Genomic DNA, 22,222 nt, shown 5'->3' with positions numbered 1-22,222 from the left:
AACCGGGCCAGCCAATGTGAAGCAGTTCGCATTATTGTGGCAAGTATCCGCATGGGCCCGACGAGCGTCAAGATTTTCGTGACGGGCGGCACAATTCCTGCCCCATCAAGCCTCCCGAGGGCTCAATCCTCCGGCTCGTACCCCAGGTTGGGCGCCAGCCAGCGCTCCGCCTCGGCGGGCTTCATCCCCTTGCGCCGGGCGTAGTCGGCCACCTGGTCCCGGTTGATCTTGCCCACGTTGAAGTACCTGGCCTCGGGATGGGCGAAGTACCAGCCGGAGACGGCGGCGGTGGGCAGCATGGCGTAGCTCTCGGTGATGCTCATGCCGGCATTCTCCTCGGGCTTGAGCAGCTCCCAGAGCAGGCCCTTCTCGGTGTGCTCCGGGCAGGCGGGATAGCCGGGGGCGGGCCGGATGCCCCGGTACTGCTCCTTGATGAGCGCCTCGTTGTCCAGGCGTTCGTCACTGGCATAGCCCCAGAACTCCCGTCGCACCCGCTCGTGCATGCGCTCGGCCAGCGCCTCGGCCAGGCGGTCGGCCAGCGCCTTGAGCATGATGGCGTGGTAGTCGTCATGGGCCTGCTCGAAACGCCTCACGTGCTCGTCGATACCGATGCCGGCGGTGACTGCGAATCCACCCAGGTAGTCGGGCAGCCCGGTCTCACGGGGGGCAATGAAATCCGCCAGGCACTGGTTCGGCCCCTTGCCGCGACGCTCGGTCTGCTGGCGCAGGTGGTGCAGGCGCATCAGCGGCGCGGTGCGGTCCTCGTCCCGGTAGAGTTCAATGTCGTCGGCATCCACGCTGTTGGCGGGAAAGAAGCCGATCACGCCGCGGGCCTTGAGCCAGCCCTCCCTGATGATCGTCTCCAGCATCACCCGGGCGTCGGCGAACAGCTTCTTCGCCTCCTCGCCCACCACCTCGTCGTCGAAGATGCGCGGGTAGGCGGCATGCAGCTGCCAGGCATGGAAAAAGGGCGTCCAGTCGATGTAGTCGAGCAGATCCTCGAGGGGATAGTCGTCGAAGCGGATCACCACGCTGTCAGGCCCGAAGGGGTGCAGCACGGTGATGCCCGGCCCGGCCGGCTCCGCCTCCAGGGCCCTGGGGCGGGGCGGCTGGTAGCCCTGCCAGTCGATCGGGGTGCGGTTGTCCCGGGCCTGGGCCAGGGTCAGCCACTTCTGCTCCTTCTGCCGTTCGGCATGGTGGCGGCGCACCTCCTCGTACTCGGCGCGGATCTTCGCCACGTACTCTTCCCGGGTGTTCTGGCTGATCAGGCTCTGCACCACGCCCACGGCGCGGGAGGCATCCTTCACCCACACCGTGGGGCCTTCGTAGTGGGGCTCGATCTTCACCGCCGTGTGGGCACGGGAGGTGGTGGCGCCGCCGATCAGCAGCGGCAGCTTCATGCCCAGGCGCTGCATCTCCTTGGCCATGTGGGCCATCTCCTCCAGGGACGGCGTGATCAGGCCGGAGAGACCGATCACGTCCACGTCCTGCTCCACGGCGGTGTCCAGGATCTTCTGGGCGGGCACCATCACGCCGAGATCGATGACCTCGAAGTTGTTGCACTGGAGCACCACGCCCACGATGTTCTTGCCGATGTCGTGCACGTCGCCCTTCACGGTGGCCATGAGCACCTTGCCGTTGGGCCGGTCGCCCTCCTGCTTGAGCGCCTCGATGAACGGGATCAGGTGGGCCACCGCCTTCTTCATGACCCGCGCGGACTTCACCACCTGGGGCAGGAACATCTTGCCGTCGCCGAACAGGTCGCCCACCACGTTCATGCCGTCCATGAGCGGGCCTTCGATCACGTGGATGGGGTGATCCACGCCCTGGCGGGCCTCCTCGGTGTCCTCCACCACGAAGGCGTCGATGCCCTTCACCAGGGCATGCTCCAGACGCTTGGCCACCGGCAGCTTGCGCCACTCCAGGTCTTCCTTCTTGGCCTCGCCGCCCTCGCCGCGATAGCGCTCGGCAGCCTCCAGCAGGCGCTCGGTGGCATCCGGGCGGCGGTTGAGCACCACGTCCTCCACCAGTTCGCGCAGTTCCCTGTCGATCTCGTCGTAGACCGCCAGCTGCCCGGCGTTGACGATGCCCATGTCCATACCCGCGTGGATGGCGTGGTACAGGAACACCGCGTGGATGGCCTCGCGCACCGGCTCGTTGCCGCGGAAGGAGAAGGACACGTTGGACACGCCCCCGGAGACCAGGGCATGGGGCAGACGCTTCTTGATCTCGCGGGTGGCCTCGATGAAGTCCACACCGTAATTGTTGTGTTCCTCGATACCCGTGGCGATGGCGAAGATGTTGGGGTCGAAGATGATGTCTTCCGCCGGGAAGCACACCTGCTCGGTGAGGATGCGGTAGGCGCGCTCGCAGATCTCCACCTTGCGCGCCTGGGTGTCCGCCTGGCCCTGCTCGTCGAAGGCCATGACGATCACCGCGGCGCCGTAGCGGCGCACCAGCTTGGCGTGCTCGATGAAGGTGGCCTCGCCTTCCTTCAGCGAGATGGAGTTCACCACGCCCTTGCCCTGGATGCACTTCAGACCCGCCTCGATCACCTCCCACTTGGAGGAGTCGATCATCACCGGCACCCGGGAGATGTCCGGCTCGGCGGCCATGAGGTTCAGGAAGCGCACCATGGCGGCCTTCGAATCCAGCATACCCTCGTCCATGTTCACGTCGATGATCTGGGCGCCGTTCTCCACCTGGCTGGCGGCCACCTCCAGGGCGGTCTCATAGTCGCCGTCCTTGATCAGGCGCTTGAAGCGCGCGCTGCCGGTGACGTTGGTGCGCTCGCCCACGTTGACGAACAGGGAGTCCTCGGTGATGTTGCAGGGCTCGAGCCCCGACAGGCGGCAGGCCGGTTCCCGTTTGGGGATGCTGCGCGGCGGGAGATCCGCCACCGCCTCGGCGATGGCACGGATGTGGGCCGGTGTGGTGCCGCAGCAGCCGCCGACGATGTTGAGAAAGCCGCTCTCGGCCCACTCGCGGATGTGCACCGCCATGTCCGCAGGGCTCAGGTCGTAGCCACCGAACTCGTTGGGCAGGCCCGCATTGGGATGGGCGGAGACATGGGTGTTGGCGATGCGGGAGATCTCCTCCACGTGGGCACGCAGTTCCCTGGGGCCCAGGGCGCAGTTCAGGCCGAAGGAGAAGGGCCGCGCATGGCGCAGGCTGTTCCAGAAGGCCTCGGCCGTCTGGCCCGAGAGGGTGCGCCCGGAGGCGTCGGTGATGGTGCCGGAGATCATCACCGGCAGGCGCCGGCCGGTCTCGTCGAACAGGCTCTCCACGGCGAACACCGCCGCCTTGGCATTGAGGGTGTCGAACACCGTCTCGATGAGCAGCAGGTCGGCGCCGCCTTCGATGAGCGCCTCGGCGGCCTGCCGGTAGGCGGCCACCAGCTGATCGAAGTCCACATTGCGGAAACCCGGGTCGTTCACGTCCGGGGAGATGCTGGCGGTGCGGTTGGTGGGGCCCAGCACCCCGGCCACGAAGCGGGGCCTGTCCGGGGTCTTCGCGGTCCATTCATCGGCCACCCGCCGGGCCAGGCGCGCCGCCTCCCGGTTGATCTCGGGCACCAGTTCCTCCATGGCGTAGTCGGCCATGGCGATGGTGGTGGCGTTGAAGGTGTTGGTCTCCAGGATGTCCGCGCCGGCCTCCAGGTACTGGCCGTGGATCTCGGCGATGATCTCCGGGCGGGTGAGCGCCAGCAGGTCGTTGTTGCCCTTGAGGTCGATCTGCCAGTCGGCGAAGCGCTCGCCCCGGTAGTCGGCCTCGCCGAGCCCGTAGCCCTGGATCATGGTCCCCATGGCGCCGTCCAGGATCAGGATGCGCTCCTTGATATGGGTCTCGAGCAGGCGTGTGCGATCGTCAGTCATGGGATGAAAACCACCGGGTTGAATTTCTCAAAGCCGGCGATTTTACCATGACCGGCGGTCCAGCCCTGCCAATACCCCCGGAAAAGCCAGCCCACCCGGGACCTGCAGCGAACTTGACATCGGTCAGTATCGGGGTCTCTGGCCGACGGTAGTCTGAGGCCATTCGAGCCTTCAACGACAACCCGAGGAGACCCACCATGGAACTCGTACTCGCAAGCCCCGTGGCCCTGCTCAGCATCATCACCCTGGCCCTGCTGTGCGGCGTGGGCGGCTACCTGGTCTACCACTTCGTGCGTTACGCGCCGTAAGGGCGCGATTCAACATTCAAGATTCAAAATTCAAAGGGAGAGCGGCAAAGGCATTTCCCTTTGAATTTTGAATTTTGAATTTTGAATTTTGAATTTTGAATTTTGAATTATCCTTACCGGATGCGCCCCCAGGCATCCACCCTGCACTTTTACGCCACGCCCCCGGACCCCTGCCCCTATCTGCCCGGCCGCAAGATGGTCAGCGTGTTCGCCGACCCCCGGGCGGACATGGACGTGGCCCTCTACGGGCGGCTGGCCCGCCATGGCTTTCGCCGCAGCGGCCGGCATGTCTACCGCCATCAATGTCCCGATTGCCGGGCCTGCATACCCCTGCGCGTGCCCGTGGATGGCTTCCAACCCAACCGCAACCAGCGGCGGGTCTGGCGGCGCAACAGGGATCTCTCGGTGCACGTGATCAAGGCCTCGCCCCGGGAGGAGCACTTCGAGCTCTACCGGCGCTACGTGGACACCCGCCACCCGGGCGGCGGCATGGATGACCCCAGCCCCACGGACTACTGGCGCTTCATCGACTCGGACTGGTCGGACACGGACCTGGTGGAATTCCGGGCCGGCCAGCGGCTGGTGTGCGTGGCGGTGGTGGACCGGCTGCCGGACGGCCTGTCGGCGGTCTACACCTTCTTCGACCCCGAGGATGCCGTCCGCAGCCCCGGCACCCTGGCGGTGCTGTGGCTGATCCACGAGGCCCAACGCCTGGGCCTGCCCTACGTGTACCTGGGCTACTGGATCGCCGGCAGCGAGAAGATGGCCTACAAGGCGTCCTTTCGGCCGGCGCAGGGGCTGCGGGACGGGGTCTGGGTTGAGTTGGCCGGGATTTAAGGGCTTTGCCGCAGAGGCGCAGAGAAAAGCTGGAAAAACGACAGGATTAACATGATTAACAAGATTCAAGAACTGAAATCCAATCATTACTGATTGAGTCTTTAATCCTGTTAATCATGTTAATCCTGTCAAAACTGTTCTTTTTTCTCCGCGCCTCCGCAGTCTGTGCGGCAGAGGTTCAGATTTCACGAACCTTTCAGCAGATCCAGCGCCCTGGCATGCAGCGCCGGGGTGGCGGCGGCGAGCACGCTGGTGGTCTCGAGGGTCAGTTCGCGGCCGTCCAGATCGGTGAACACGCCGCCGGCCTCGCGCACGATCACCGCCAGGGCGGCGATGTCCAGGATGTTCACGTCGGACTCCACCACCAGGTCGATGCGACCCGAGGCCAGCAGGTGGTAGTGGTAGAAATCCCCGTAGCCGCGGGTGCGGTTCACCTGGCGCACCAGGCTACCGAGGGCCTCCCAGCGATCACTGCCAGCCAGGGTCTTGATGTTGCCCAGTGACAGGGTGGCAGCAGCGAAATCCTCCACCTGGCTGACCCGGATGGGCTTGTCGTCCAGGTAGGCGCCGAGACCCTTCTCCGCGTAGGCGATCTCCTCGAACTCCGGCGCGCTGGAGACCCCCATGACCAGTTCCCGCGTGTGCATCAGGGCGATCTGGGTGGAGAAGAACGGGTAGTGCCGCACGAAGCTCTTGGTGCCGTCGATGGGATCGATCAGCCAGGTATAGGGGGCGCTGCCGGTACTGTGCCCGGTCTCCTCGCCGAAGAAACCGTGGGCCGGGAAGGCCCCGGTGATGATGCCCTTGATGGTCTTCTCCGTCTCCACGTCGGCGATGGTCACCGGGCTCTGGTCTGCCTTGAGTTCCACCGGGATCTCCTGGCGGTAGTAGCGCTGGATGACCTTCTGGGCAGCCTGTGCGGCCTCGATGGCGGTCTGGAGAAACGGGCTCATGAATACGGGTTCCTGACGGGTCGGATGGCGTGCAAAAGAGGGCGAAGATTATCATGGGCGGATCAGGCCGGCATCCCGCGGCCGCTACAGAACCCGCACAGCGCGCCGGGGTCTATGTCTTTATCGACCGGCGGAAGCCGGAATCCGGGCGGACACTCGATCCCGCCGCGCCTGCCTCCAGGAGAATCTCAACGCCATGAAACCCCTGAATCTTGCCGCTCCCCTGCTCCTTGCCGCCGCCGCCCTGGGCCTGGGCGCCTGCGCCAGCCTGGACGGCTGGCAGTCGGCCCATGCCCGCATCCCGGTGGGCACCACGATTACCCTGAACCAGGACCTGTCCATCCCCTCGGGCCATGCCCGGGTGTTCATGCAGGACGGCCGGGTCATCCCCAAGAGCGCGGTGAACATCTACTACCCCCACTGCAACTTCGAGGTCTCCACCGTCAGCGACGGCAGCGGGCGCATCGAGGCGGAGCGGTTCCTGGTCACCGGCACCCGCCAGGGTTACGTGGAAGTGGTGCGCGGCCCCGCCGCCCCGGTGCAGGTAGCCGCCGTGGGGCTGGTGATGGCCGGCGAAGACGCTGGCGGCCCGCCGCCCATGAGCCGGCTGGTGCACTACCGGCTGCACGCCGAGCGACAGCCGGACGTGCGCGGCCTGACCTGCCACGGCGGCATGGCTGAGGAATGGGAGGCCGCGTATCCGACCCTGGACGAGATGCGCCAGGTGCTCGGCGGGATCGTCAGCCTGGGAGACTGATGACCTTCTCGCCCGCCCCCGGCAACAGGGTGGCGGCCACCTCGGCGGTCACCGGCCGGCCGGTGAGGTAGCCCTGCACCTTGTCACAACCGGTGGCGCGCAGGTGGTCCAGCTGGGCCTGGGTCTCCACGCCCTCGGCCACCACCTGCAGGCCCAGGCTGTGGCTCACGCCGATCACCGCCTCGGTGATGGCCCGGGCATTCTCGTCGCCGGGCAGGCCGCTGACGAAGGAGCGGTCCACCTTCAGGTAGTTCACGTGGAAGCGCTGCAGGTAGCCCAGTGACGAGTAGCCCGTGCCGAAATCGTCGATGGCCACCACCACACCTGTGTCGCGCAGGCGTCTGATGCGTTCCTCCGCCAGGCTGACGGGCTCCATCAGGGCACTCTCGGTCAGCTCGATGATCAGGGACTGCGGCTGAACCCCCGTCTCGCGCACCACCCCCAGCACCTCCTCCACGAAGCCCGGCTGACGAAAATGACACGCCGGGATGTTCACCGACACCGGCACCGGTTCGAGCCCCGCATCGGACCAGGCCCGCACCTGGGCACAGGCGCTCACCAGGGCCCAGCGCCCCAGGGCAAGGATCAGGTCGCTCTGCTCCGCCACCGGGATGAACACCCCGGGGGACACCAGGCCGCGCTCGGGATGCTGCCAGCGCATCAGCGACTCCATAGCGGCGATGCGACCGCTGGCGGCATCCAGGATCGGCTGGTAGTGCAGGCGCAGTTCGTCCCGTTCGAGAGCGTGGCGCAGACCGGTCTCGATGTTCAGGCGGGAGAACACCGCCTCGGTGAGGGCATGGGTGTAGAACTGGAAGTTGTTGCGACCCTCCCGCTTGGCCAGGGCCATGGCAGTGTCGGCATGGCGCAGCAGGGTGGCCGCGTCCGTGCCGTCGGCGGGGAACACGGCGATACCGATGCTCACCGTGCAGAACAGTTCCTGGCCACCCAGGCGCAACGGCGCGCGCATGGCCTCGAGAATGCGCTCCGCCTGCATGCCCGCATCCGCGGCATCCGCCAGGCCCTCCAGGATGATGCCGAACTCGTCACCGCCCAGACGGGCCACGGTGTCCGAATCACGCACGCAGTGCCCGAGGCGGCGGCCGGTCTCGCGCAGCAGGGCATCCCCCGGGCCATGGCCCATGCCGTCGTTGATCAGCCGGAAGCGGTCCAGGTCCACCAGCAGCAGGCCCACGTGCTGGCCGTTGCGCCCGGCCATGCTGATGGCGTGGGCGAGCCGGTCCTCGAACAGGTTGCGGTTGGCCAGGCCGGTGAGCGGGTCATGGTTGGCGAGGAAATCGATCTCCTGCTCCGAGCGCTTCTGCGCCGTGATGTCCGAGAACACCGCGACGAAATGGCTGGCCTCGCCGTTCGGACCGGCGATGCTGCTGATGGTCAGCCACTCGGGATAGATCTCGCCGTCCTTGCGCCGGTTCCAGATCTCGCCGGACCAGATGCCCTCGCCCTTGATCGTGTCCCACATGCGCCGGTAGAAGGCCTTGTCCTGACGTCCGGAGGACAGGATGCTGGGATTGCGGCCCACCACCTCCTCGGCGCTGTAGCCGGTGACCTGTTCGAAGGCCCGGTTCACGCTCAGGATGCGTCCGCGGGCATCGGCGATCATCACCCCCTCGGTGGCGGTATCGAACACCTGGGCATGCAGGCGCAGGCTCTCCTCGATACGCTTGCGCCCGGTGATGTCCCGACAGCTGAACACGCCGCCGCGCACCTGCCCGCCTTCCAGAATGGGGCGGAAGGCGTAATCCACCACCAACACACGGCCATCCCTGTGGTAGAGGGTCTGATCAAAGGCGCGGCGGATGCTCACCGGCATCGGATCCTCGGCCAGGCAATCCCCGTCGGGCTCCCAGGCCGAGCGTCCCTGATCGTCGCGGATCTGCAGCACCCCGGACAGGCGCTGACCGCGCATCTGGCCGATGCTGCACCCGGCCAGTGCCTCGGCGGCCGGGTTGGCGAACTCCACCCGGCAATCCGCATCCAGGCCGAAGATGGCCTCGTCCACGGCCTCCAGCACCTGGGCCTGGCGCCGGGACTGGGCCAGCACCTCGGCCTCCGCCTGGCGGCGCTGTTCCACCTCCCGCTGCAGGCTGCGATTGGCCACGTTGAGGTGTTCGGTGCGCATCTCCACCCGGGACTGCAACAGGCGCCCGGCCTCCGCCAGCCGGCGGTTGAGGCGCTGGCCCCGGAACAGGGCCAGGGCAAGCCCGAACAGCAGGAGAAACCCCGCGGAAATCTGCCACTGGTACTGGACCCAGAGTTCGGACAGGCTGAACTGGCGGGGCGCGTCGTAGGGCGGCAGGCGCAGGGCGTAGAGCAGTTCATGCACCGACTGATAATTGAGCGGCGCGGTCCAGCCCTGGATGCCGGCGGCCCGCGCGGCGGGATGTTCCGCCGGCATGGGCAGCAACGCCACCGCGACCTGGTTGGCCAGGGACACGGACACATGGGGCAAGGCCGCCAGGGGCCACTCCGGATACAGGCGGGTGCTCAGGCGCTGTGACAGACCCTCAGCGGCACCCCGCGCCCCCACCACCCGGAAGGCATCCAGGCGCACCCGTCGTTCCTCGGCCATGGCCTCCAGGATGCCGGTGCGCACCACGCCCGCGTCGTAACGGCCGCTCAGCACCGCCTGCACCACCGCGTCGTGATCGCCCAGGAAGTCCATGCGCGCCAGGGTACGGTGCTGCGAGATGCCCAGGTCGTGGAGTTCGCGCAGCAGCATCTGGTAACCACCGAAGGAGTGCTCGTGCACCGCTGCGATGCGCTGGCGTTGCAGGTCCTGCAGATGCCGCAGATCGTCCCGGTCCGCCCGGGTGAACACCACCGCGCCGAAACGGCAGCAGCCCTGGCCGGAGCGCAGCCCGGTGTCCAGGGAGGCCAGGGGGCGTGCGCCGTGGGCGGTTTCCAGCAGGGCATAGAACCCCGGGTTGGCCAGCACCAGGTCCACGTCACCCCGGGCCACCACCTGCTCCAGCCGGTTGAAATCCAGGGGCTGCAGTTCCACCCGGTGATCCGGCAGCGCCTCGTCCAGATAGCGGGCCGTGGCCGACCAGCGTGACCAGGCGTCTGCCTCACCGCGAAACTCCAGCACCCCCAGGCGCAGGGTCGCGCCGTCCTCGGCCATGGCCGGTGAGCCGGCGAGGCCCAGCAGGAGCAGACCCAGCCAGGGCAGGACGCGAATGTGCAGCAGGGAAGCGAAAGGACGGTTCACAGGGATATACTGTCAGGTTTGAGACATTCCCTGTCTGAACGGACCCAGGCGAACGGGTCAAGCGTCCCGAGCAAGGGTTTTTGCGATGCACAAATGACGCCCATCCTAACAGTTCGCCCCGCCAGACACCGGAAAAATGACATTTCATTGACCGGGATCATCCCCAGCCACTTTCGGAGTGCCCCATGGCCAGCTTCCAGGACAACCTCAAACAGCTCCCCTCCATCGACCACATCGCCCGCCTGGAGCTCTACGGCGACGGCTACGAGCCCGAGGCCAGCATCGAGAACAAGCCCGGCAGCCAGGGCTCTCTGGCGGTCTACTACAAGGTCTCCGTGGACCACGGCGGGCTCACCCCCAACGCCGCCCGCGACGCCCTGGGCCTGTTCGCCGAACACGTGCAGGATGCCCACGACCACCCCGGCAAGCACCCCAACATCGACCGGCTGTTCAAGGTGATCGACGAGGATCTGTATTACTCGGTGAAGGCCGTACCGAAGGTGTGAAGTGGGAAGTGGGAAGTGGGAAGTGGGAATTGAGCAGCGAAACAGCCATGGGCGGTCGGGCGAGTCCAAGGCCCTGGATCATGCGCCAGGTCTTCATTTCGTACTTCCCAATTCACACTTCTCACTTGATTTTCATCCTTCTCCTATGAGGTGCGCCACCACCCGCCGCACCTGGGGCGCCCGGCGATGCTCGAACACGTACAACCCCTGCCAGGTGCCGAGGGCCGGACGACCGTCCATCACCGGAATGGAAAGCTGGGTCTGGGTGAGCGCACTGCGCACGTGGGCGGGCATGTCGTCGGGGCCTTCCAGGGTGTGGCGGTAGATGGGGTCGTTCTCCGGCACCAGGCGGCTGAAAAACCTCTGCAGATCTCCCCGCACGTCCGGGTCCGCGTTCTCCTGGATCACCAGACTCGCCGATGTGTGCTGAATGAGCAGGGTCAGCAGCCCGGTGCGGATCCCCGCATCCGCCACCCAGCGGCGCACCGGGTCGGTGAACATGTAAAGCCCGGGACCCCGGGTCTCGATCTCCAGCCTGTGCGTGGTCTGCATCAGGGACATGGTGCGACAATCCTCCCGATATTCTCCGTTGTGTGACGACGCCGATGGATGCCACATCTTACCCCCAGATCCTCGAACAGCTGCGCGCGCGTTGCAGCGCGCGGGACTACGCCAAGGGCGATGCCGTGTTCCGCCACGGCGATCCGGCCCGGGCCGTGTACTACCTGCTGCAGGGCGAGGTGCATCTGCTGCGGCACGGCCCCGGCGGCGAGACGGTGATCCTGCACCGCGTCCGGGATGAGGGCTTTTTTGCCGAGGCCAGCTTCGGCGCAGCGCATTATCACTGCACGGCCCTGTGTGTACGCCCGTCCAGGGGCCTGGCGCTGCCCCGTGAACTGTTGCGCGAGCACCTGGTGAACGACCCGCAATTCGCCCTGGACTGGGTGGCCGGTCTCGGCGCCCGGCTGCGTCAGCAGCGCACCGCGGTGGAGCGCCTGCAGTTGCGCGGCGCCGAATCACGCATCCGCCACTATCTGCTCACCGAGGGTTCACCAGCGGGCGAGCTGGAACTGAATTTCACCCTGACCCAGTGGGCGGACCTGCTGGGGCTCACCCGGGAAACCCTGTACCGGACCCTGGCGCGCATGGAAGAGCGGGGGCGAACTGACCCGCAGCGGCAATCGCCTGCGGCTCACGGTCAGCTGAATGCGCCCGGTGCCTATGATCTGGATCATAGGCACCGGGGCTCGGGACGCCTACGATCAGGACTGGAGCCAGCCCATCATTCGAGGACCCCATGAAAGCGATCCTGACCAGTGCCCTGTTGAGCCTCAGCCTTGCCATCCCTGCCCTGACACACGCGGACAGCCGTGAAATGGTGCAGATGCCGCCCATGATGCAGGCACACATGCTCGCCAACATGCGCGATCACCTGGAGGCCATCGACGAGATCCTGGCGGCCCTCAACATGGAAGACTTCAATACCGCCGCCAGGGTGGCCGAGTTCCGCCTGGGCATGAGTTCCCTGGACAGCCATGGCGCCAGCCACATGGCCCAGGTGATGCCCGCCCCCATGCGCGAGATGGGCACCCACATGCACCGGGCCGCCAGCCAGTTCGCACGCACGGCCGAGGAAGGGGATCAGCTCAACGCCTTCCGCGCCCTGCGCGCGGTGACCCAGAGCTGCGTCACCTGCCACGCGGCCTATCGCATCCGCTGACCTACACCCGTACACCGTATCAGGCTGTGGCCCGGGCCGGTGGATGGTCTTTTAACGACCCATGGCGGACACTGCCACCATGGGAAGTTCTACGAACTCATGGCTACGCGTGATCCGCGCGCCATTCCTGCTGGTCTCTTTGCTGCCCGACATGCTGGGTATCGCATGGGCCTCCCATCGGGGACTCATTGACGCTCACCACGACGCTCCTGATCGGCACCGATGCCATCAACGGTGATCGCATACCGCCCTACACCGGCGGCAGCCGGATGATCCAGGACGGCTGGATCAGTCCGTCGGGCACACGCACCCTGGGCATCACCCTGCTCACGTTCTGTGCAGCGCTAGGAGCCTGTCGGACTTAGGTGCCCGTAGCGAGCCGAGTGGGAGAGCGAGGCCTTTTTTTCGATCGTTTGAGGAGAATAGCCGTCGCTATTTGACGAAAAGGATCGGAAAAATGGACCGCTCTCCCACCGGCGCAGTAGGCGCAGCCTAAGTCCGACAGGCTCCTAGGCATCGGTCTCGCCCTGATCACGGATCCGCACCTGTTGATCCTGGGACTCGTCGGAGCACTGATCGGCTGGGGCTACTCCGCCCCGCCGCTCAAGCTCAACAGCCGCGGCCTGGGCGAGCCCGACGTGGCGCTGGGGTTTGCGCTGGTTCCCTGCGGCTTGGTCATGGTCGCCGGAAGCGGATTCGATCTTCGGGCCCTGCTCCTGGGCCTGTCCTCGGGGCTGCTGGTCGCCAACCTGCTGTTCATCAACCAGTTCCCCGACCGGCGCGCCGATGCCGCCACCGGCAAGCGGCACTGGGTGGGATGAAGTACGAGGTGTGAATTGGGAAGTGTGAAGAACCCTCAATTGACTTCGCACTTCCCAGTTCACACTTCGAACTTTTGTTCACCGATTCACAAACTCCACCGACATCCCCCGCTCGTCCACCCGCAGGCGGGTGAGCGCCGCATAGGGCATGCGCAGTCGGTAGAGGGCCGCGGGGGAGACATCCATGGCCAGGGTAATGGCGGCGCGGATCACGCCGGAATGGGCCACCACCAGCAGGTGCCCGCGGGCGTGGCGCTCGGTCGCCGCGGCGAGTGCAAGCCTCACGCGCCGGGCAAATGCGTCCAGGGGTTCGGCGCCCGCGGGCCGCGCACCCACCGGGTCGTTGTAGAAGGCCAGATACTCGTCCAGGGACTCGGCCTTGATGACCTCGGGGCTGCGCCCCTCCCAGCTGCCGAACCCCACCTCGCGAAGCCCAGGCTCCACCGAGAGCGCAATACCCCGCTCACGGGACAGGGCCTCGGCGAATTCACGGCAACGGCGCATGGGAGAGGTGATGATGTGATCCCAGGATGCAGCGTTCGCCTGCACCGCCGCGCGCATCTGCGCCCAGCCGGTCTCGCTCAGGGGATCATCGATGCCGCACCCCCGGTAGCGCTGACCACCCTCGGGCTCACCATGACGCAGCAGGTCGATCAACATAAAGGCAGTGGCGAGAAGTCAGTGGCTAGTGGCTAGTCTCAAGTGGCAAGGGAAACCACCCCAACCCTCTCCCTGAGGGAGAGGGGGAAAGATCGGTTCTGGCCGTCCTTGCCACTAGCCACTTGAGACTGGCCACTGCCCCTATCCTGCCCATCCCGCCAGGGTCATCAGGGCCAGCACGGCCAGGAACACCACCAGGGTACGCATGATCAGGTGGTTGGCCCGCTCCACCAGGGCATTGATCTCGTTGGGGTCTTCCCAGTGTTCGCCACGCACGTGATCCAGGTGCAGGGACCCGGAACCGGCCTCCCGCAGCAGGCTCGTATTCTCCTCGGCCATGTTTGCCCAGCTGCCGGGCAGGAACCGCGTCAGCACGGCAAAGGCCGTGTCGAAGCTGCCCACCAGGGCGTAACCCAGGGCGAACAGGCGGGCCGGGATCCAGTCCATGAGCGCCTGCAGGCGGGCGGCGGCGGCCATCACCCCTTCGGGACGCTCTTCGCCGGGTGACTTGAGCAGACTGCCCAGCCGGTAGATGAACGCGCCTAGAGGACCCAATATGGCGAACCAGAACAACACGGCGAACAGGCGGCTGTTGGCCTCGGAGAACATGGCCTGGACCACCGACAGGGTGCGTTCACGCAGGTCCTCCGGGACCTCCTGCTGACCCAGCAAGTCCCTGGCGTGGCGTTTCTGGCGCTCCTCGTCCTTCATGGCGCCGGCCTCCACATAGGCCTCCACCTGGTCGTTGAGATCCTTCGGACCCAGGCACAGCAGCAGGATGATCACCCCCAACACGATGTCCAGCAGGCCCAGCACCGCGCCGTGCACCAGCAGGGCCACGATGGCCAGCAGCAGCACCGGCGGCAGCAGGGTCGCCACGAACACCGCCGTGCCGTCCGAGATGCCCAGGGACTCCATGCGCTCACGGATCCAGTTGGCATAACCGTCCAGCCAGCGGAACTGGCGCAGGTCGTCCAGGGTGCCGGCAAAGCGCTCCAGGAACAGGGCGATGAGGATGGTGATCAGTGACATGGGCGGTCCGGGGTTCGTGGCCTAAGCCCAGAGTTTCGGGCACGCCACCGGCCGGCGCAACCCCGAGGGGCGGTATTGAAGTGCGAAGGGGGAATTGGGAAGTGGGAAGTAATCAGCCACACCACCGCCCCCTATTACCTTCCTGCTTCCTACTTCCTACTTCCTACTTCCCAATTCCCACTTCGCACTTCCATTTATCCCCCCGCGCTCACCGTCACGCGGCTGGCATCCGGCTCCAGGCGCCCGCGCAGACGCCAGCTGCGGTCCTCGGGCTCCAGGTGCACGTGCCAGCGGGCAGTGGGTAGGGTGGCCAGGTTGCCCACCCAGGCACCGTTGTGGGCGTCGTGGGTGAGACGGATCTCCGCGTCCTTGTTGGCCCGGGTGGGATGCAGCAGGCGCAGGGTCAGCGGCGCCGGCGGCAGGGGGGTGCCTTCCATGCGCAGCACGAATCGCTCACCTTCGCGCACCAGCTCGCCGCCCAGGCCCAGCTGGGCGGCGAAGCGTTCACGCTCCAGCACCTCGTTGATGGCCCGGCCTTCCCGGTAGTAGTCCGCCACCACCAGCCCGTCGGGTTCATAGGTCGCGGCGCGCAGCAGGATCATGCCCACGAACACCGCCGTCACCGGCGGGATCATCAGCAGCCAGGGCCAGGGCTGGCGGTACCAGGGGCCGTTGTCTTCTCTCACGTAGCGCATGGTCTGTACCACTCTGTCATTGATTTCATGAAGAACTCAGGGTGTCCGCAAATGAACGCTAATCAACGCGAATGAGATTCAAAAAGCCGGAACGCAAAGGGCGCAAAGGTATGCGCGAAGGGCGCGAGGGATCTTCTGATAAAAGAAAGTCCTTTGCGCCCTTCGCGGTCCGGCTTCTGAAGTTCCATTTGCGTCCATTCGCGTTCATTCGCGGACCCAACGACTTCACCGCATCCGCCCGACGAAGCGTCCGGCCCGTTCGTTGCCGGCATCCGGTTCGCCCTCCACCCGGGCGATGAAGACCAGCTCGGCGGTGGGGGCGTCGAGCACCACCGGGTCCAGGCGCACCCGGGCGGGCAGTTCCACCACGCCGCCGGCCGGTACGGGGACGGGCATCACCCGATCGATCACCAACTCGGCGCCTTCCAGGCCACGGATCTCCACGTGGTACTCGCGCAGGCTGTCGGACTTGTTGAGCAGCTTGAGGGTGTAGACGTTCTCCACCCGGCCATCGGCCAGTTCACGGAACAGCACATTGCGGTCGCGGATCACGTCGATGCCCACCGGGTTGCGGCTCATGATGCCGTACAAAAGCCCGGCCATGAGCACCAGCAACAGCAGCGCGTAGAGCACCACCCGGGGACGCAGCACCTTGGTGACCTTGCCCTCCATGGCGTTCTCGGTGGTGTAGCGCACCAGGCCCCTGGGGTAGCCCATCTTGTCCATCACCTGGTCGCAGACGTCCACGCAGGCCGCGCAGCCGATGCACTGGTATTGCAGGCCGTCGCGGATGTCGATGCCCGTGGGGCAGACCTGCACGCACAGGGTGCAATCGATGCAGTCGCCCAGGCCCTTCTGCTTGGGATCCACGCCGCGCTTGCGGGAACCGCGCGGCTCGCCGCGGTTTTCGTCGTAGGAGATGATCAGGGTGTCCCGGTCGAACATGGCGCTCTGGAAGCGGGCGTAGGGACACATGTAGATGCACACCTGCTCGCGCATGAAGCCCGCGTTGCCCCAGGTGGCAAAGCCGTAGAACAGGATCCAGAAGGTCTCCCAGCCGCCGGTCTGGAAAGTGAAGAAGCGCGGCATGAGTTCGGCGATGGGCGTGAAGTAGCCCACGAAGGTCAGGCCCGTGAACAGGGCAAACACCAGCCAGATGGTGTGCTTGGTGCCCTTGATGACGAGCTTGCGGCCACCCCAGGGAGCCTTGTCCAGCTTCATCTGTGCCGAGCGGTCACCCTCGATGCGCCGCTCGATCCACAGGAAGGCCTCGGTCCACACCGTCTGGGGGCAGGCGTAACCGCACCACAGCCGCCCGGCCAGGGTGGTGAAGAAGAACAGGGACAGGGCCGCGATGATCAGCAGCAGGGCCAGCAGGAAGAAGTCCTGGGGCCAGAAGGTCCAGCCGATCACGTGGAACTTGCGTCCCGGCAGATCGAACCAGATGGCCTGGCGGTCACCCCAGGTGAGCCAGGGTGCACCGTAGAAGATACCCAGCAGGCCGAGCACGCCCGCCGTGCGCAGGCGCGCGAACAGGCCGTGCACCTCGCGCGGGTAGACCTTGGCGCGCTTGGCGTAGAACTCCTGTTCGTTGCCTTCCGGGGGTGTGACGGCTTTGCTCATGGACGCGGCATTCGGGCTGGTGGACCTTTGCCGGCCCCGACAGTCTCACCGGGGCCGGTCATGGGTTGAGGTTCAACGGCCGGCGGGGCGGCCGAAATAAATGGTCAGGGCACTGGAAACGGCAGTGATCGCCCAGAGACTGAAAAAGCCCGCCGAGTAGGCGCCCATGCGCGTGACGCCCTCAGCGCCCGGCACGTACAGCGCAAGCTCGGCGGGATCGATCCAGGTGAACAGCAGCACCGTGGCGAGACCCGCGGTCAAAAAGGAGGGCCAGAGGACGGCGATCACCCGCTGTGCCAGCGAGACTTCAACGGGATCCTGCATATCGCTCATGGCCGCTCGAACACCCCAGACCTATTGCCCTTGATGGGAGAGGCTGTAGACGTAGGCCGCCAGCACGTGCACCCGGTCCTCGCCGAGGAAGTCGCCGAAGGCGGGCATCACCCCGTGGCGTCCCTCGCGGATGGTGCGGGCGATGGCACCGGCGGAGCCGCCGTAGAGCCAGATGTTGTTGGTCAGATCCGGTGCGCCCAGGGCGGTGTTGCCGGTGCCCTCGGCACCGTGACACACCGCGCACATGACCGCGAAGCGGGGCGCGCCCAGTTCCGCCAGATCGGTATTGGCATCACTGCGCCCGGCCAGGCTCAGCACGTAGTGGGTCACCTGTTCCACCCCGTCCGCGCCCAGGGCATCACCCATGGCGGGCATCACGCCTTGGCGTCCCGCCATGATGGTCTGGTGGATGTCGGCGGGCGAACTGCCCCACTGCCACTGCCCGTCGGTAAGGTTGGGGAAGCCCGGCGCGCCGCGGGCATCGGAGCCATGGCAGGTGGAGCAGTAGTTGAGGAACAGCCGCTGACCGGTGCGCAGCGCGTCCTCATCCCGGGCCAGGGCGGGCAGATCACGGTCCGCGTAGGCGGCGAAGATGGGGCCGAAACGCTCCTCGAAACGGCTCGCCTCCTGCTGGTACTGGCCTACGGAGGACCAGCCCAGGAAACCGGCGAAGCGGCCCAGGCCCGGATAGAGCGCCAGGTAGATCACCGAGAACACGATGGTCAGGTAGAACATCCACAGCCACCAGCGGGGCAGCGGGTTGTTGTACTCGGACAGGTTGCCGTCCCAGACGTGTCCGGTCTCCTGGCCCTCGGCCACCTCGCCGGCGCGCCGCTTGCTGGTCCAGCGGATCAGCCAGAAGATGCCGACGATGTTGGCCACCGTGAGCACGATCACCCACCAGTGCCAGAACGTGGTCATGTCATGTTCAGTCATGGTTCTTCTCCCCTGTGCGACGCTTGCCCTGGGTGCCCTCGTCTTCCGCGAAGGGCAGCATGGAGGCCTCGTCGAATCGTTTCTTCTGCCGACCGCTGTAGGCCCAGACCACGATGCCGATGAACAGCACCATGAGCAGCAGTGTGAGCAGGCCCTGCATCAATCCCATACTCATGGCATCACCTGCGGTGCGGGATGGCGGTGCCGAGCACCTGGAGGTAGGCGATCAGCGCATCCATCTCGGTCTTACCGCGCACCTCGTCAGACGCCGAGGCGATCTGCTCGTCGGTGTAGGGCACGCCCAGGCGCTGCATGGCACGCAGCTTGCGCGGCGTGATGTCGGCGTTGATCTCGCGCCGCTCCAGGAACGGATAGGCGGGCATGTTGGACTCGGGCACCACCAGGCGCGGATTGATCAGGTGAACCCGGTGCCAGTCATCGCTGTAACGTCCGCCCACACGGGCCAGATCCGGACCGGTGCGCTTGGAGCCCCACTGGAAGGGGCGGTCCCAGACGAACTCGCCGGCCACGGAGAAGTGGCCGTAGCGTTCGGTCTCTGCCCGGAACGGGCGGATCATCTGGGAGTGGCAGGTGTAGCAGCCCTCGCGCACGTAGATGTCCCGGCCCTCCAGCTGCAGGGCCGTATAGGGGCGCAGCCCTTCCACCGGCTCCGTGGTGCTCTTGAGGAAGAACAGGGGCACGATCTGCACCAGGCCCGCGATGCTGATCACCAGCAGGATGCCGATGGCCATCAGGCCGATGTTTTTCTCGACGATTTCATGACTCATGGTTCCAGTCTCCCCTGATCAGTGCGCCGCCTGGGGCACCGCGTGCACGGCGGGCTTGGCACCGGCCACGGTCTTCCAGACATTCCAGGCCATGATGAACATGCCCAGCAGGAACAGCAGGCCGCCCAGGAAACGCACGGTGTAGTACGGATACATGGGTACCAGCGTCTCCACGAAGCTGTAGGTGAGCGTGCCGTCGTCGTTGACCGCCCGCCACATGAGGCCCTGCATCACGCCCGCGATCCACATGGACACGATGTAGAGCACCACGCCGATGGTGGACAGCCAGAAGTGCCACTCGATGAGCTTCACCGAGTACATGCGCTCGCGGCCGAACAGCACCGGGATGAGCGCGTACAGGGCACCGATGGAGATCATGGCCACCCAGCCGAGCGCGCCGCCGTGCACGTGCCCGATGGTCCAGTCGGTGTAGTGGGACAGCGCGTTGACCGTCTTGATGGACATCATCGGCCCCTCGAACGTGGACATGCCGTAGAAGGACAGGGACACGATGAGGAAGCGCAGGATGGGATCGGTGCGCAGCTTATGCCAGGCACCGGAGAGCGTCATGATGCCGTTGATCATGCCGCCCCAGGAGGGGGCCAGCAGCATCAGCGAGAACACCATGCCGAGCGACTGCACCCAGTCGGGCAGCGCGGTGTAGTGCAGGTGATGCGGACCCGCCCACATGTACAGAGAGATCAGCGCCCAGAAGTGCACCACCGAGAGACGGTAGGAGTAGATCGGCCGGCCCGCCTGCTTGGGCACGAAGTAGTACATCATGCCCAGGAACGCGGCGGTGAGGAAAAAGCCCACCGCGTTGTGCCCGTACCACCACTGCACCATGGCGTCCATTGCGCCCGGGTACATGGAGTAGGACTTGAACATCGTCACCGGCATGGACATGTTGTTGACGATGTGCAGCACGGCGATGGTCAGGATGTACGCGCCGAAGAACCAGTTGGCCACGTAGATGTGCTGCACCCGGCGCTTCATGATGGTGCCGAAGAACACGATGGCGTAGGCCACCCAGACCACGGCCACCAGGATGGCGATGGGCCATTCCAGCTCCGCGTACTCCTTGCCCATGGTCTTGCCCAGGGGCAGGGTGATGGCCGCCAGCACGATGATCGCCTGCCAGCCCCAGAAGGTGAACGCCGCCAGCCCGTCACTGAACAGCCGGGTCTGGCAGGTGCGCTGGACGATGTAATAGGACGTGGCGAACAGCGCCGAACCGCCGAAGGCGAAGATCACCGCGTTGGTGTGCAGGGGCCGGAGTCGACCGAAGGTCAGGTACTCGATCTCCAGGTTCAGTTGCGGCCAGACCAGCTGCGCCGCGATCCATACCCCCACCGCCATGCCGACGATGCCCCAGACGATGGTCATGATGGCGAACTGCCTGACCACCTTGTAGTTGTACGTCTGTGCTTGCTCCATGGAGCGCCCCCCTGTTGAAAATCGCGCGCACACGTGGGCATGCGCACCGGATGTTTTCAGGGAGCACTATTAGCCAGTCTTGATGTTCGAAACTTGATGCAGATCAATAAGAGCGAATTCAAGATTCAAGATTCAAAGCGGAGGTGATCCCTTTGAATCTTGAATTTTGAATCTTGAATTCCGATCACCTCTAGGCCAGGCCCGATTTCTCTATCCCCAGTCCGGCCCAGAGCGTCGGCCACTCAAAGTGGGGACCGGGGTCGGTCTTGCGGCCGGGGGCGATGTCGGCATGGCCGGCGATGGCGTCCGGGGCGATGCCGGGATAGGCCTCGCGCAGGGCCAGGATCACCTCGGTGAGGCGCTGGTATTGCTCCGGCTCGAAGGGCAGATCGTCACAGCCCTCCAGCTCGATGCCGATGGAGAAGTCGTTGCAGCGGGTCCGCCCCTGCCAGCTGGAGGCCCCCGCATGCCAGGCGCGGCGGTCAAAGGGCACGTACTGAACCACCTGCCCGTCCCGGCGGATCAGCACGTGGGCCGAGACCTCGAGACCGGCGATCTCCCGGAAATAGGGATGGGCCTCCGGGTCCAGGGTGTTGGTGAACAGGTGATCGATCCCCGGCCCGCCGAACTCCCCCGGCGGCAGGCTGATGGCATGGACCACCACCAGCTCCGGCCGGGCACCTTCCGGGCGTTCGTCGTGATTGGGGGAAGGCACCCGGACCACCCCCTGGAGCCAGCCGCTCTGCAGGTCCACCTTCACGGGGCCTCCTGGGCCGGCCGGGCCAGGGTTGTGGCCACCGCCGCACGGATGCGTTCCGGCAGGGGCTCGGCGTGCAGGGGGGCGTGGTAGTGACCGTCCCGGAACAGGAAGAGGCTCGGCAGGTGGAACACCTCGAACTCCCGGGCCAGCCCCCCGTCCCGGGCCGCATCCACCTCGAACAGGCGCCAGGACTCGCCCGCCGCCACCATCTCCGAGAGCAGCGCCTTCACCCGCCGGCAAGCCCCGCAGTCCGGACCGGTAAAGATGACCAGGGCCGTGCCCGGGGTCTCGGCGAGGACGTGGTGGAAATTGAATTGATCGAGCGTTTGCACGCTTTGAAGTGTGAAGGGTGAATGGGGAAGTGGGAAGGGGGAGACAAAGTCGGAAATGTGAATTGGGAAGTGCGAAGCAAGCCCGTTGCTGACGCCAATACCCATATCACACCTCAACGCCTGTAGACCTCGCGTCGATGGGCGATGCGCACCACCAGCACGATCAGCTCCCCTTCCCGGATTTCGTAGACCACCCGGTAGTTGCCCACGCGGATCCGGCGCAGCCCCGTCAGGTCCCCCTTGAGGGCGCTGCCGCGGTAGGGATTCTCCGCCAACTCATCGATGGCGCTGACCAGGCGCAGGCGGTCTTTCTTGTCGATCCCCGCCAGGGCCTTGGCAGCGCTTTGCTTAATCCTGATCGAGAAGCCCACGCCGCACGTCTTCCCAGTCCAGCATCGGGTCGCTCGGGTCCTGCAGCCGTTCGACGGCCACGTGCAGGTCCTCGAAATCCTCCAGATAGCGCTCCACCGCCTGACGGACCAGGTCCGTTCGACTGCGATGCAAGGTCTTCGCCGCCTCGTCCAGAGACGCCAGGAGTTCGTCAGGGAATCGTGTGGTGATCTGAGCCATGGCCAGCCCCGAATGTCGATGGGATGCAATGGGATTCACTGTAATCT

General features: G+C 65.8%; 25 protein-coding genes. 8 read left to right on the top strand and 17 right to left on the bottom strand.

The annotated features are described in order from the left end of the window. Positions 1-122: 122 nt before the first annotated feature. Positions 123-3,875: a methionine synthase gene (metH, locus tag TGR7_RS03215; protein ID WP_012637231.1), complete on the bottom strand. Its 3,753-nt coding sequence runs from the start codon at positions 3,873-3,875 to the stop codon at positions 123-125. Positions 3,876-4,072: 197 nt separating this feature from the next. Between metH and TGR7_RS16975 the strand changes: the two genes are divergently transcribed. Both TGR7_RS16975 and TGR7_RS03210 read left to right on the top strand, forming a co-directional pair. Continuing rightward, a complete protein-coding gene (locus TGR7_RS16975; protein WP_012637230.1) occupies positions 4,073-4,183 on the top strand; it encodes a DUF3149 domain-containing protein in 111 nt (36 codons plus the stop codon). A 120-nt stretch (positions 4,184-4,303) separates the two neighbouring features. Then, positions 4,304-5,020, top strand: a complete 717-nt coding sequence (locus tag TGR7_RS03210) for an arginyltransferase (protein ID WP_012637229.1) — start codon at positions 4,304-4,306, stop codon at positions 5,018-5,020. Between the two features lie 185 nt (positions 5,021-5,205). Here TGR7_RS03210 and TGR7_RS03205 read toward each other — a convergent pair whose 3' ends face one another. Beyond that, entirely contained in the window at positions 5,206-5,973 is a 768-nt protein-coding gene (locus TGR7_RS03205) for an inositol monophosphatase family protein (protein ID WP_012637228.1), read from the bottom strand. A 196-nt stretch (positions 5,974-6,169) separates the two neighbouring features. Here TGR7_RS03205 and TGR7_RS03200 point away from each other — a divergent pair, with 196 nt between their 5' ends. Then, positions 6,170-6,730 carry a hypothetical protein gene (locus TGR7_RS03200; RefSeq protein WP_012637227.1) on the top strand — a complete coding sequence of 187 codons (561 nt, stop codon included), beginning with the start codon at positions 6,170-6,172 and terminating at the stop codon, positions 6,728-6,730. Here the strand turns inward: TGR7_RS03200 and TGR7_RS03195 are convergent. Then, the gene (locus TGR7_RS03195; protein WP_012637226.1) at positions 6,714-9,962 is read right to left on the bottom strand and encodes an EAL domain-containing protein; all 3,249 of its coding nucleotides are present in this window, start codon (positions 9,960-9,962) and stop codon (positions 6,714-6,716) included. The genes TGR7_RS03200 and TGR7_RS03195 overlap by 17 nt on opposite strands. Positions 9,963-10,147: 185 nt before the next feature. On the opposite strand from TGR7_RS03195, the gene TGR7_RS03190 reads away from it, so the two are divergent. Beyond that, positions 10,148-10,468 carry a DUF2322 family protein gene (locus TGR7_RS03190; protein WP_012637225.1) on the top strand — a complete coding sequence of 107 codons (321 nt, stop codon included), beginning with the start codon at positions 10,148-10,150 and terminating at the stop codon, positions 10,466-10,468. A 132-nt stretch (positions 10,469-10,600) separates the two neighbouring features. Here the strand turns inward: TGR7_RS03190 and TGR7_RS03185 are convergent, their stop codons facing one another. Then, positions 10,601-11,029 carry a secondary thiamine-phosphate synthase enzyme YjbQ gene (locus tag TGR7_RS03185; protein WP_012637224.1) on the bottom strand — a complete coding sequence of 143 codons (429 nt, stop codon included), beginning with the start codon at positions 11,027-11,029 and terminating at the stop codon, positions 10,601-10,603. A gap of 44 nt (positions 11,030-11,073) precedes the next feature. Between TGR7_RS03185 and TGR7_RS03180 the strand changes: the two genes are divergently transcribed. The 4 genes from TGR7_RS03180 to TGR7_RS03170 all read left to right on the top strand — a co-directional run bounded on the left by TGR7_RS03180 (position 11,074) and on the right by TGR7_RS03170 (position 13,009). Continuing rightward, positions 11,074-11,769: a Crp/Fnr family transcriptional regulator gene (locus TGR7_RS03180; RefSeq protein ID WP_012637223.1), complete on the top strand. Its 696-nt coding sequence runs from the start codon at positions 11,074-11,076 to the stop codon at positions 11,767-11,769. Then, positions 11,766-12,188, top strand: a complete 423-nt coding sequence (locus TGR7_RS03175; RefSeq protein WP_012637222.1) for a cytochrome c — start codon at positions 11,766-11,768, stop codon at positions 12,186-12,188. The genes TGR7_RS03180 and TGR7_RS03175 overlap by 4 nt, the downstream gene beginning before the upstream one ends. Before the next feature lie 188 nt (positions 12,189-12,376). Beyond that, positions 12,377-12,553: a hypothetical protein gene (locus TGR7_RS17580; protein ID WP_187148414.1), complete on the top strand. Its 177-nt coding sequence runs from the start codon at positions 12,377-12,379 to the stop codon at positions 12,551-12,553. A 150-nt stretch (positions 12,554-12,703) separates the two neighbouring features. Then, entirely contained in the window at positions 12,704-13,009 is a 306-nt protein-coding gene (locus TGR7_RS03170; RefSeq protein WP_081434245.1) for a prenyltransferase, read from the top strand. Positions 13,010-13,087: 78 nt separating this feature from the next. Here the strand turns inward: TGR7_RS03170 and TGR7_RS03165 are convergent, their stop codons facing one another. The 13 genes from TGR7_RS03165 to relB all read right to left on the bottom strand — a co-directional run bounded on the left by TGR7_RS03165 (position 13,088) and on the right by relB (position 22,175). After that, positions 13,088-13,669: a histidine phosphatase family protein gene (locus TGR7_RS03165; RefSeq protein ID WP_012637221.1), complete on the bottom strand. Its 582-nt coding sequence runs from the start codon at positions 13,667-13,669 to the stop codon at positions 13,088-13,090. A gap of 141 nt (positions 13,670-13,810) precedes the next feature. Continuing rightward, positions 13,811-14,701 (bottom strand): regulatory signaling modulator protein AmpE, encoded by an 891-nt coding sequence (gene ampE, locus TGR7_RS03160; RefSeq protein ID WP_012637220.1) that lies wholly within the window; start codon positions 14,699-14,701, stop codon positions 13,811-13,813. A 194-nt stretch (positions 14,702-14,895) separates the two neighbouring features. Beyond that, entirely contained in the window at positions 14,896-15,396 is a 501-nt protein-coding gene (locus TGR7_RS03155) for a FixH family protein (RefSeq protein ID WP_012637219.1), read from the bottom strand. Between the two features lie 225 nt (positions 15,397-15,621). Continuing rightward, positions 15,622-17,019: a cytochrome c oxidase accessory protein CcoG gene (ccoG, locus tag TGR7_RS03150; RefSeq protein ID WP_012637218.1), complete on the bottom strand. Its 1,398-nt coding sequence runs from the start codon at positions 17,017-17,019 to the stop codon at positions 15,622-15,624. 72 nt (positions 17,020-17,091) lie between these two features. After that, positions 17,092-17,352 (bottom strand): hypothetical protein, encoded by a 261-nt coding sequence (locus tag TGR7_RS03145; protein WP_012637217.1) that lies wholly within the window; start codon positions 17,350-17,352, stop codon positions 17,092-17,094. A gap of 21 nt (positions 17,353-17,373) precedes the next feature. Next, the gene (gene ccoP / locus TGR7_RS03140; protein ID WP_012637216.1) at positions 17,374-18,288 is read right to left on the bottom strand and encodes a cytochrome-c oxidase, cbb3-type subunit III; all 915 of its coding nucleotides are present in this window, start codon (positions 18,286-18,288) and stop codon (positions 17,374-17,376) included. Beyond that, positions 18,281-18,463, bottom strand: coding sequence for a CcoQ/FixQ family Cbb3-type cytochrome c oxidase assembly chaperone (locus TGR7_RS03135; RefSeq protein WP_012637215.1), 183 nt, complete (start codon positions 18,461-18,463; stop codon positions 18,281-18,283). Before TGR7_RS03135 ends, ccoP begins: the two co-directional genes overlap by 8 nt. A 4-nt stretch (positions 18,464-18,467) precedes the next feature. After that, a complete protein-coding gene (ccoO, locus tag TGR7_RS03130) occupies positions 18,468-19,076 on the bottom strand; it encodes a cytochrome-c oxidase, cbb3-type subunit II (protein WP_012637214.1) in 609 nt (202 codons plus the stop codon). Positions 19,077-19,094: 18 nt separating this feature from the next. Next, positions 19,095-20,513, bottom strand: coding sequence for a cytochrome-c oxidase, cbb3-type subunit I (ccoN, locus tag TGR7_RS03125; RefSeq protein WP_012637213.1), 1,419 nt, complete (start codon positions 20,511-20,513; stop codon positions 19,095-19,097). A gap of 190 nt (positions 20,514-20,703) precedes the next feature. Then, on the bottom strand, positions 20,704-21,273 hold the full coding sequence (gene ampD / locus TGR7_RS03120; protein ID WP_012637212.1) for a 1,6-anhydro-N-acetylmuramyl-L-alanine amidase AmpD: 570 nt from the start codon (positions 21,271-21,273) through the stop codon (positions 20,704-20,706). Next, positions 21,270-21,605, bottom strand: a complete 336-nt coding sequence (locus TGR7_RS03115) for a thioredoxin family protein (RefSeq protein ID WP_041440877.1) — start codon at positions 21,603-21,605, stop codon at positions 21,270-21,272. The genes ampD and TGR7_RS03115 overlap by 4 nt, the downstream gene beginning before the upstream one ends. A 113-nt stretch (positions 21,606-21,718) precedes the next feature. Continuing rightward, a complete protein-coding gene (locus tag TGR7_RS03110) occupies positions 21,719-21,976 on the bottom strand; it encodes a type II toxin-antitoxin system RelE family toxin (RefSeq protein WP_012637210.1) in 258 nt (85 codons plus the stop codon). Beyond that, entirely contained in the window at positions 21,954-22,175 is a 222-nt protein-coding gene (gene relB, locus TGR7_RS03105) for a type II toxin-antitoxin system RelB family antitoxin (protein ID WP_012637209.1), read from the bottom strand. Before relB ends, TGR7_RS03110 begins: the two co-directional genes overlap by 23 nt. Positions 22,176-22,222: the final 47 nt, after the last annotated feature.

This window comes from Thioalkalivibrio sulfidiphilus HL-EbGr7, assembly GCF_000021985.1.
GTDB lineage: Bacteria > Pseudomonadota > Gammaproteobacteria > Ectothiorhodospirales > Ectothiorhodospiraceae > Thioalkalivibrio_A > Thioalkalivibrio_A sulfidiphilus.
The sequence above is the reverse complement of the archived record's forward strand: the minus strand, read 5'-3'. Positions and strand labels throughout refer to the sequence as shown.

Bases quoted from the DNA above. Each gene is read 5' to 3' on its own strand.
- metH (WP_012637231.1), bottom strand. From the start codon at position 3,875: ATGACTGACGATCGCACACGCCTGCTCGAGACCCATATCAAGGAGCGC.
- TGR7_RS16975 (WP_012637230.1), top strand. From the start codon at position 4,073: ATGGAACTCGTACTCGCAAGCCCCGTGGCCCTGCTCAGCATCATCACC.
- TGR7_RS03210 (WP_012637229.1), top strand. From the start codon at position 4,304: ATGCGCCCCCAGGCATCCACCCTGCACTTTTACGCCACGCCCCCGGAC.
- TGR7_RS03205 (WP_012637228.1), bottom strand. From the start codon at position 5,973: ATGAGCCCGTTTCTCCAGACCGCCATCGAGGCCGCACAGGCTGCCCAG.
- TGR7_RS03200 (WP_012637227.1), top strand. From the start codon at position 6,170: ATGAAACCCCTGAATCTTGCCGCTCCCCTGCTCCTTGCCGCCGCCGCC.
- TGR7_RS03190 (WP_012637225.1), top strand. From the start codon at position 10,148: ATGGCCAGCTTCCAGGACAACCTCAAACAGCTCCCCTCCATCGACCAC.
- TGR7_RS03185 (WP_012637224.1), bottom strand. From the start codon at position 11,029: ATGTCCCTGATGCAGACCACGCACAGGCTGGAGATCGAGACCCGGGGT.
- TGR7_RS03180 (WP_012637223.1), top strand. From the start codon at position 11,074: ATGGATGCCACATCTTACCCCCAGATCCTCGAACAGCTGCGCGCGCGT.
- TGR7_RS03175 (WP_012637222.1), top strand. From the start codon at position 11,766: ATGAAAGCGATCCTGACCAGTGCCCTGTTGAGCCTCAGCCTTGCCATC.
- TGR7_RS03165 (WP_012637221.1), bottom strand. From the start codon at position 13,669: ATGTTGATCGACCTGCTGCGTCATGGTGAGCCCGAGGGTGGTCAGCGC.
- ampE (WP_012637220.1), bottom strand. From the start codon at position 14,701: ATGTCACTGATCACCATCCTCATCGCCCTGTTCCTGGAGCGCTTTGCC.
- TGR7_RS03155 (WP_012637219.1), bottom strand. From the start codon at position 15,396: ATGCGCTACGTGAGAGAAGACAACGGCCCCTGGTACCGCCAGCCCTGG.
- ccoG (WP_012637218.1), bottom strand. From the start codon at position 17,019: ATGAGCAAAGCCGTCACACCCCCGGAAGGCAACGAACAGGAGTTCTAC.
- TGR7_RS03145 (WP_012637217.1), bottom strand. From the start codon at position 17,352: ATGAGCGATATGCAGGATCCCGTTGAAGTCTCGCTGGCACAGCGGGTG.
- ccoP (WP_012637216.1), bottom strand. From the start codon at position 18,288: ATGACTGAACATGACATGACCACGTTCTGGCACTGGTGGGTGATCGTG.
- TGR7_RS03135 (WP_012637215.1), bottom strand. From the start codon at position 18,463: ATGAGTATGGGATTGATGCAGGGCCTGCTCACACTGCTGCTCATGGTG.
- ccoO (WP_012637214.1), bottom strand. From the start codon at position 19,076: ATGAGTCATGAAATCGTCGAGAAAAACATCGGCCTGATGGCCATCGGC.
- ccoN (WP_012637213.1), bottom strand. From the start codon at position 20,513: ATGGAGCAAGCACAGACGTACAACTACAAGGTGGTCAGGCAGTTCGCC.
- relB (WP_012637209.1), bottom strand. From the start codon at position 22,175: ATGGCTCAGATCACCACACGATTCCCTGACGAACTCCTGGCGTCTCTG.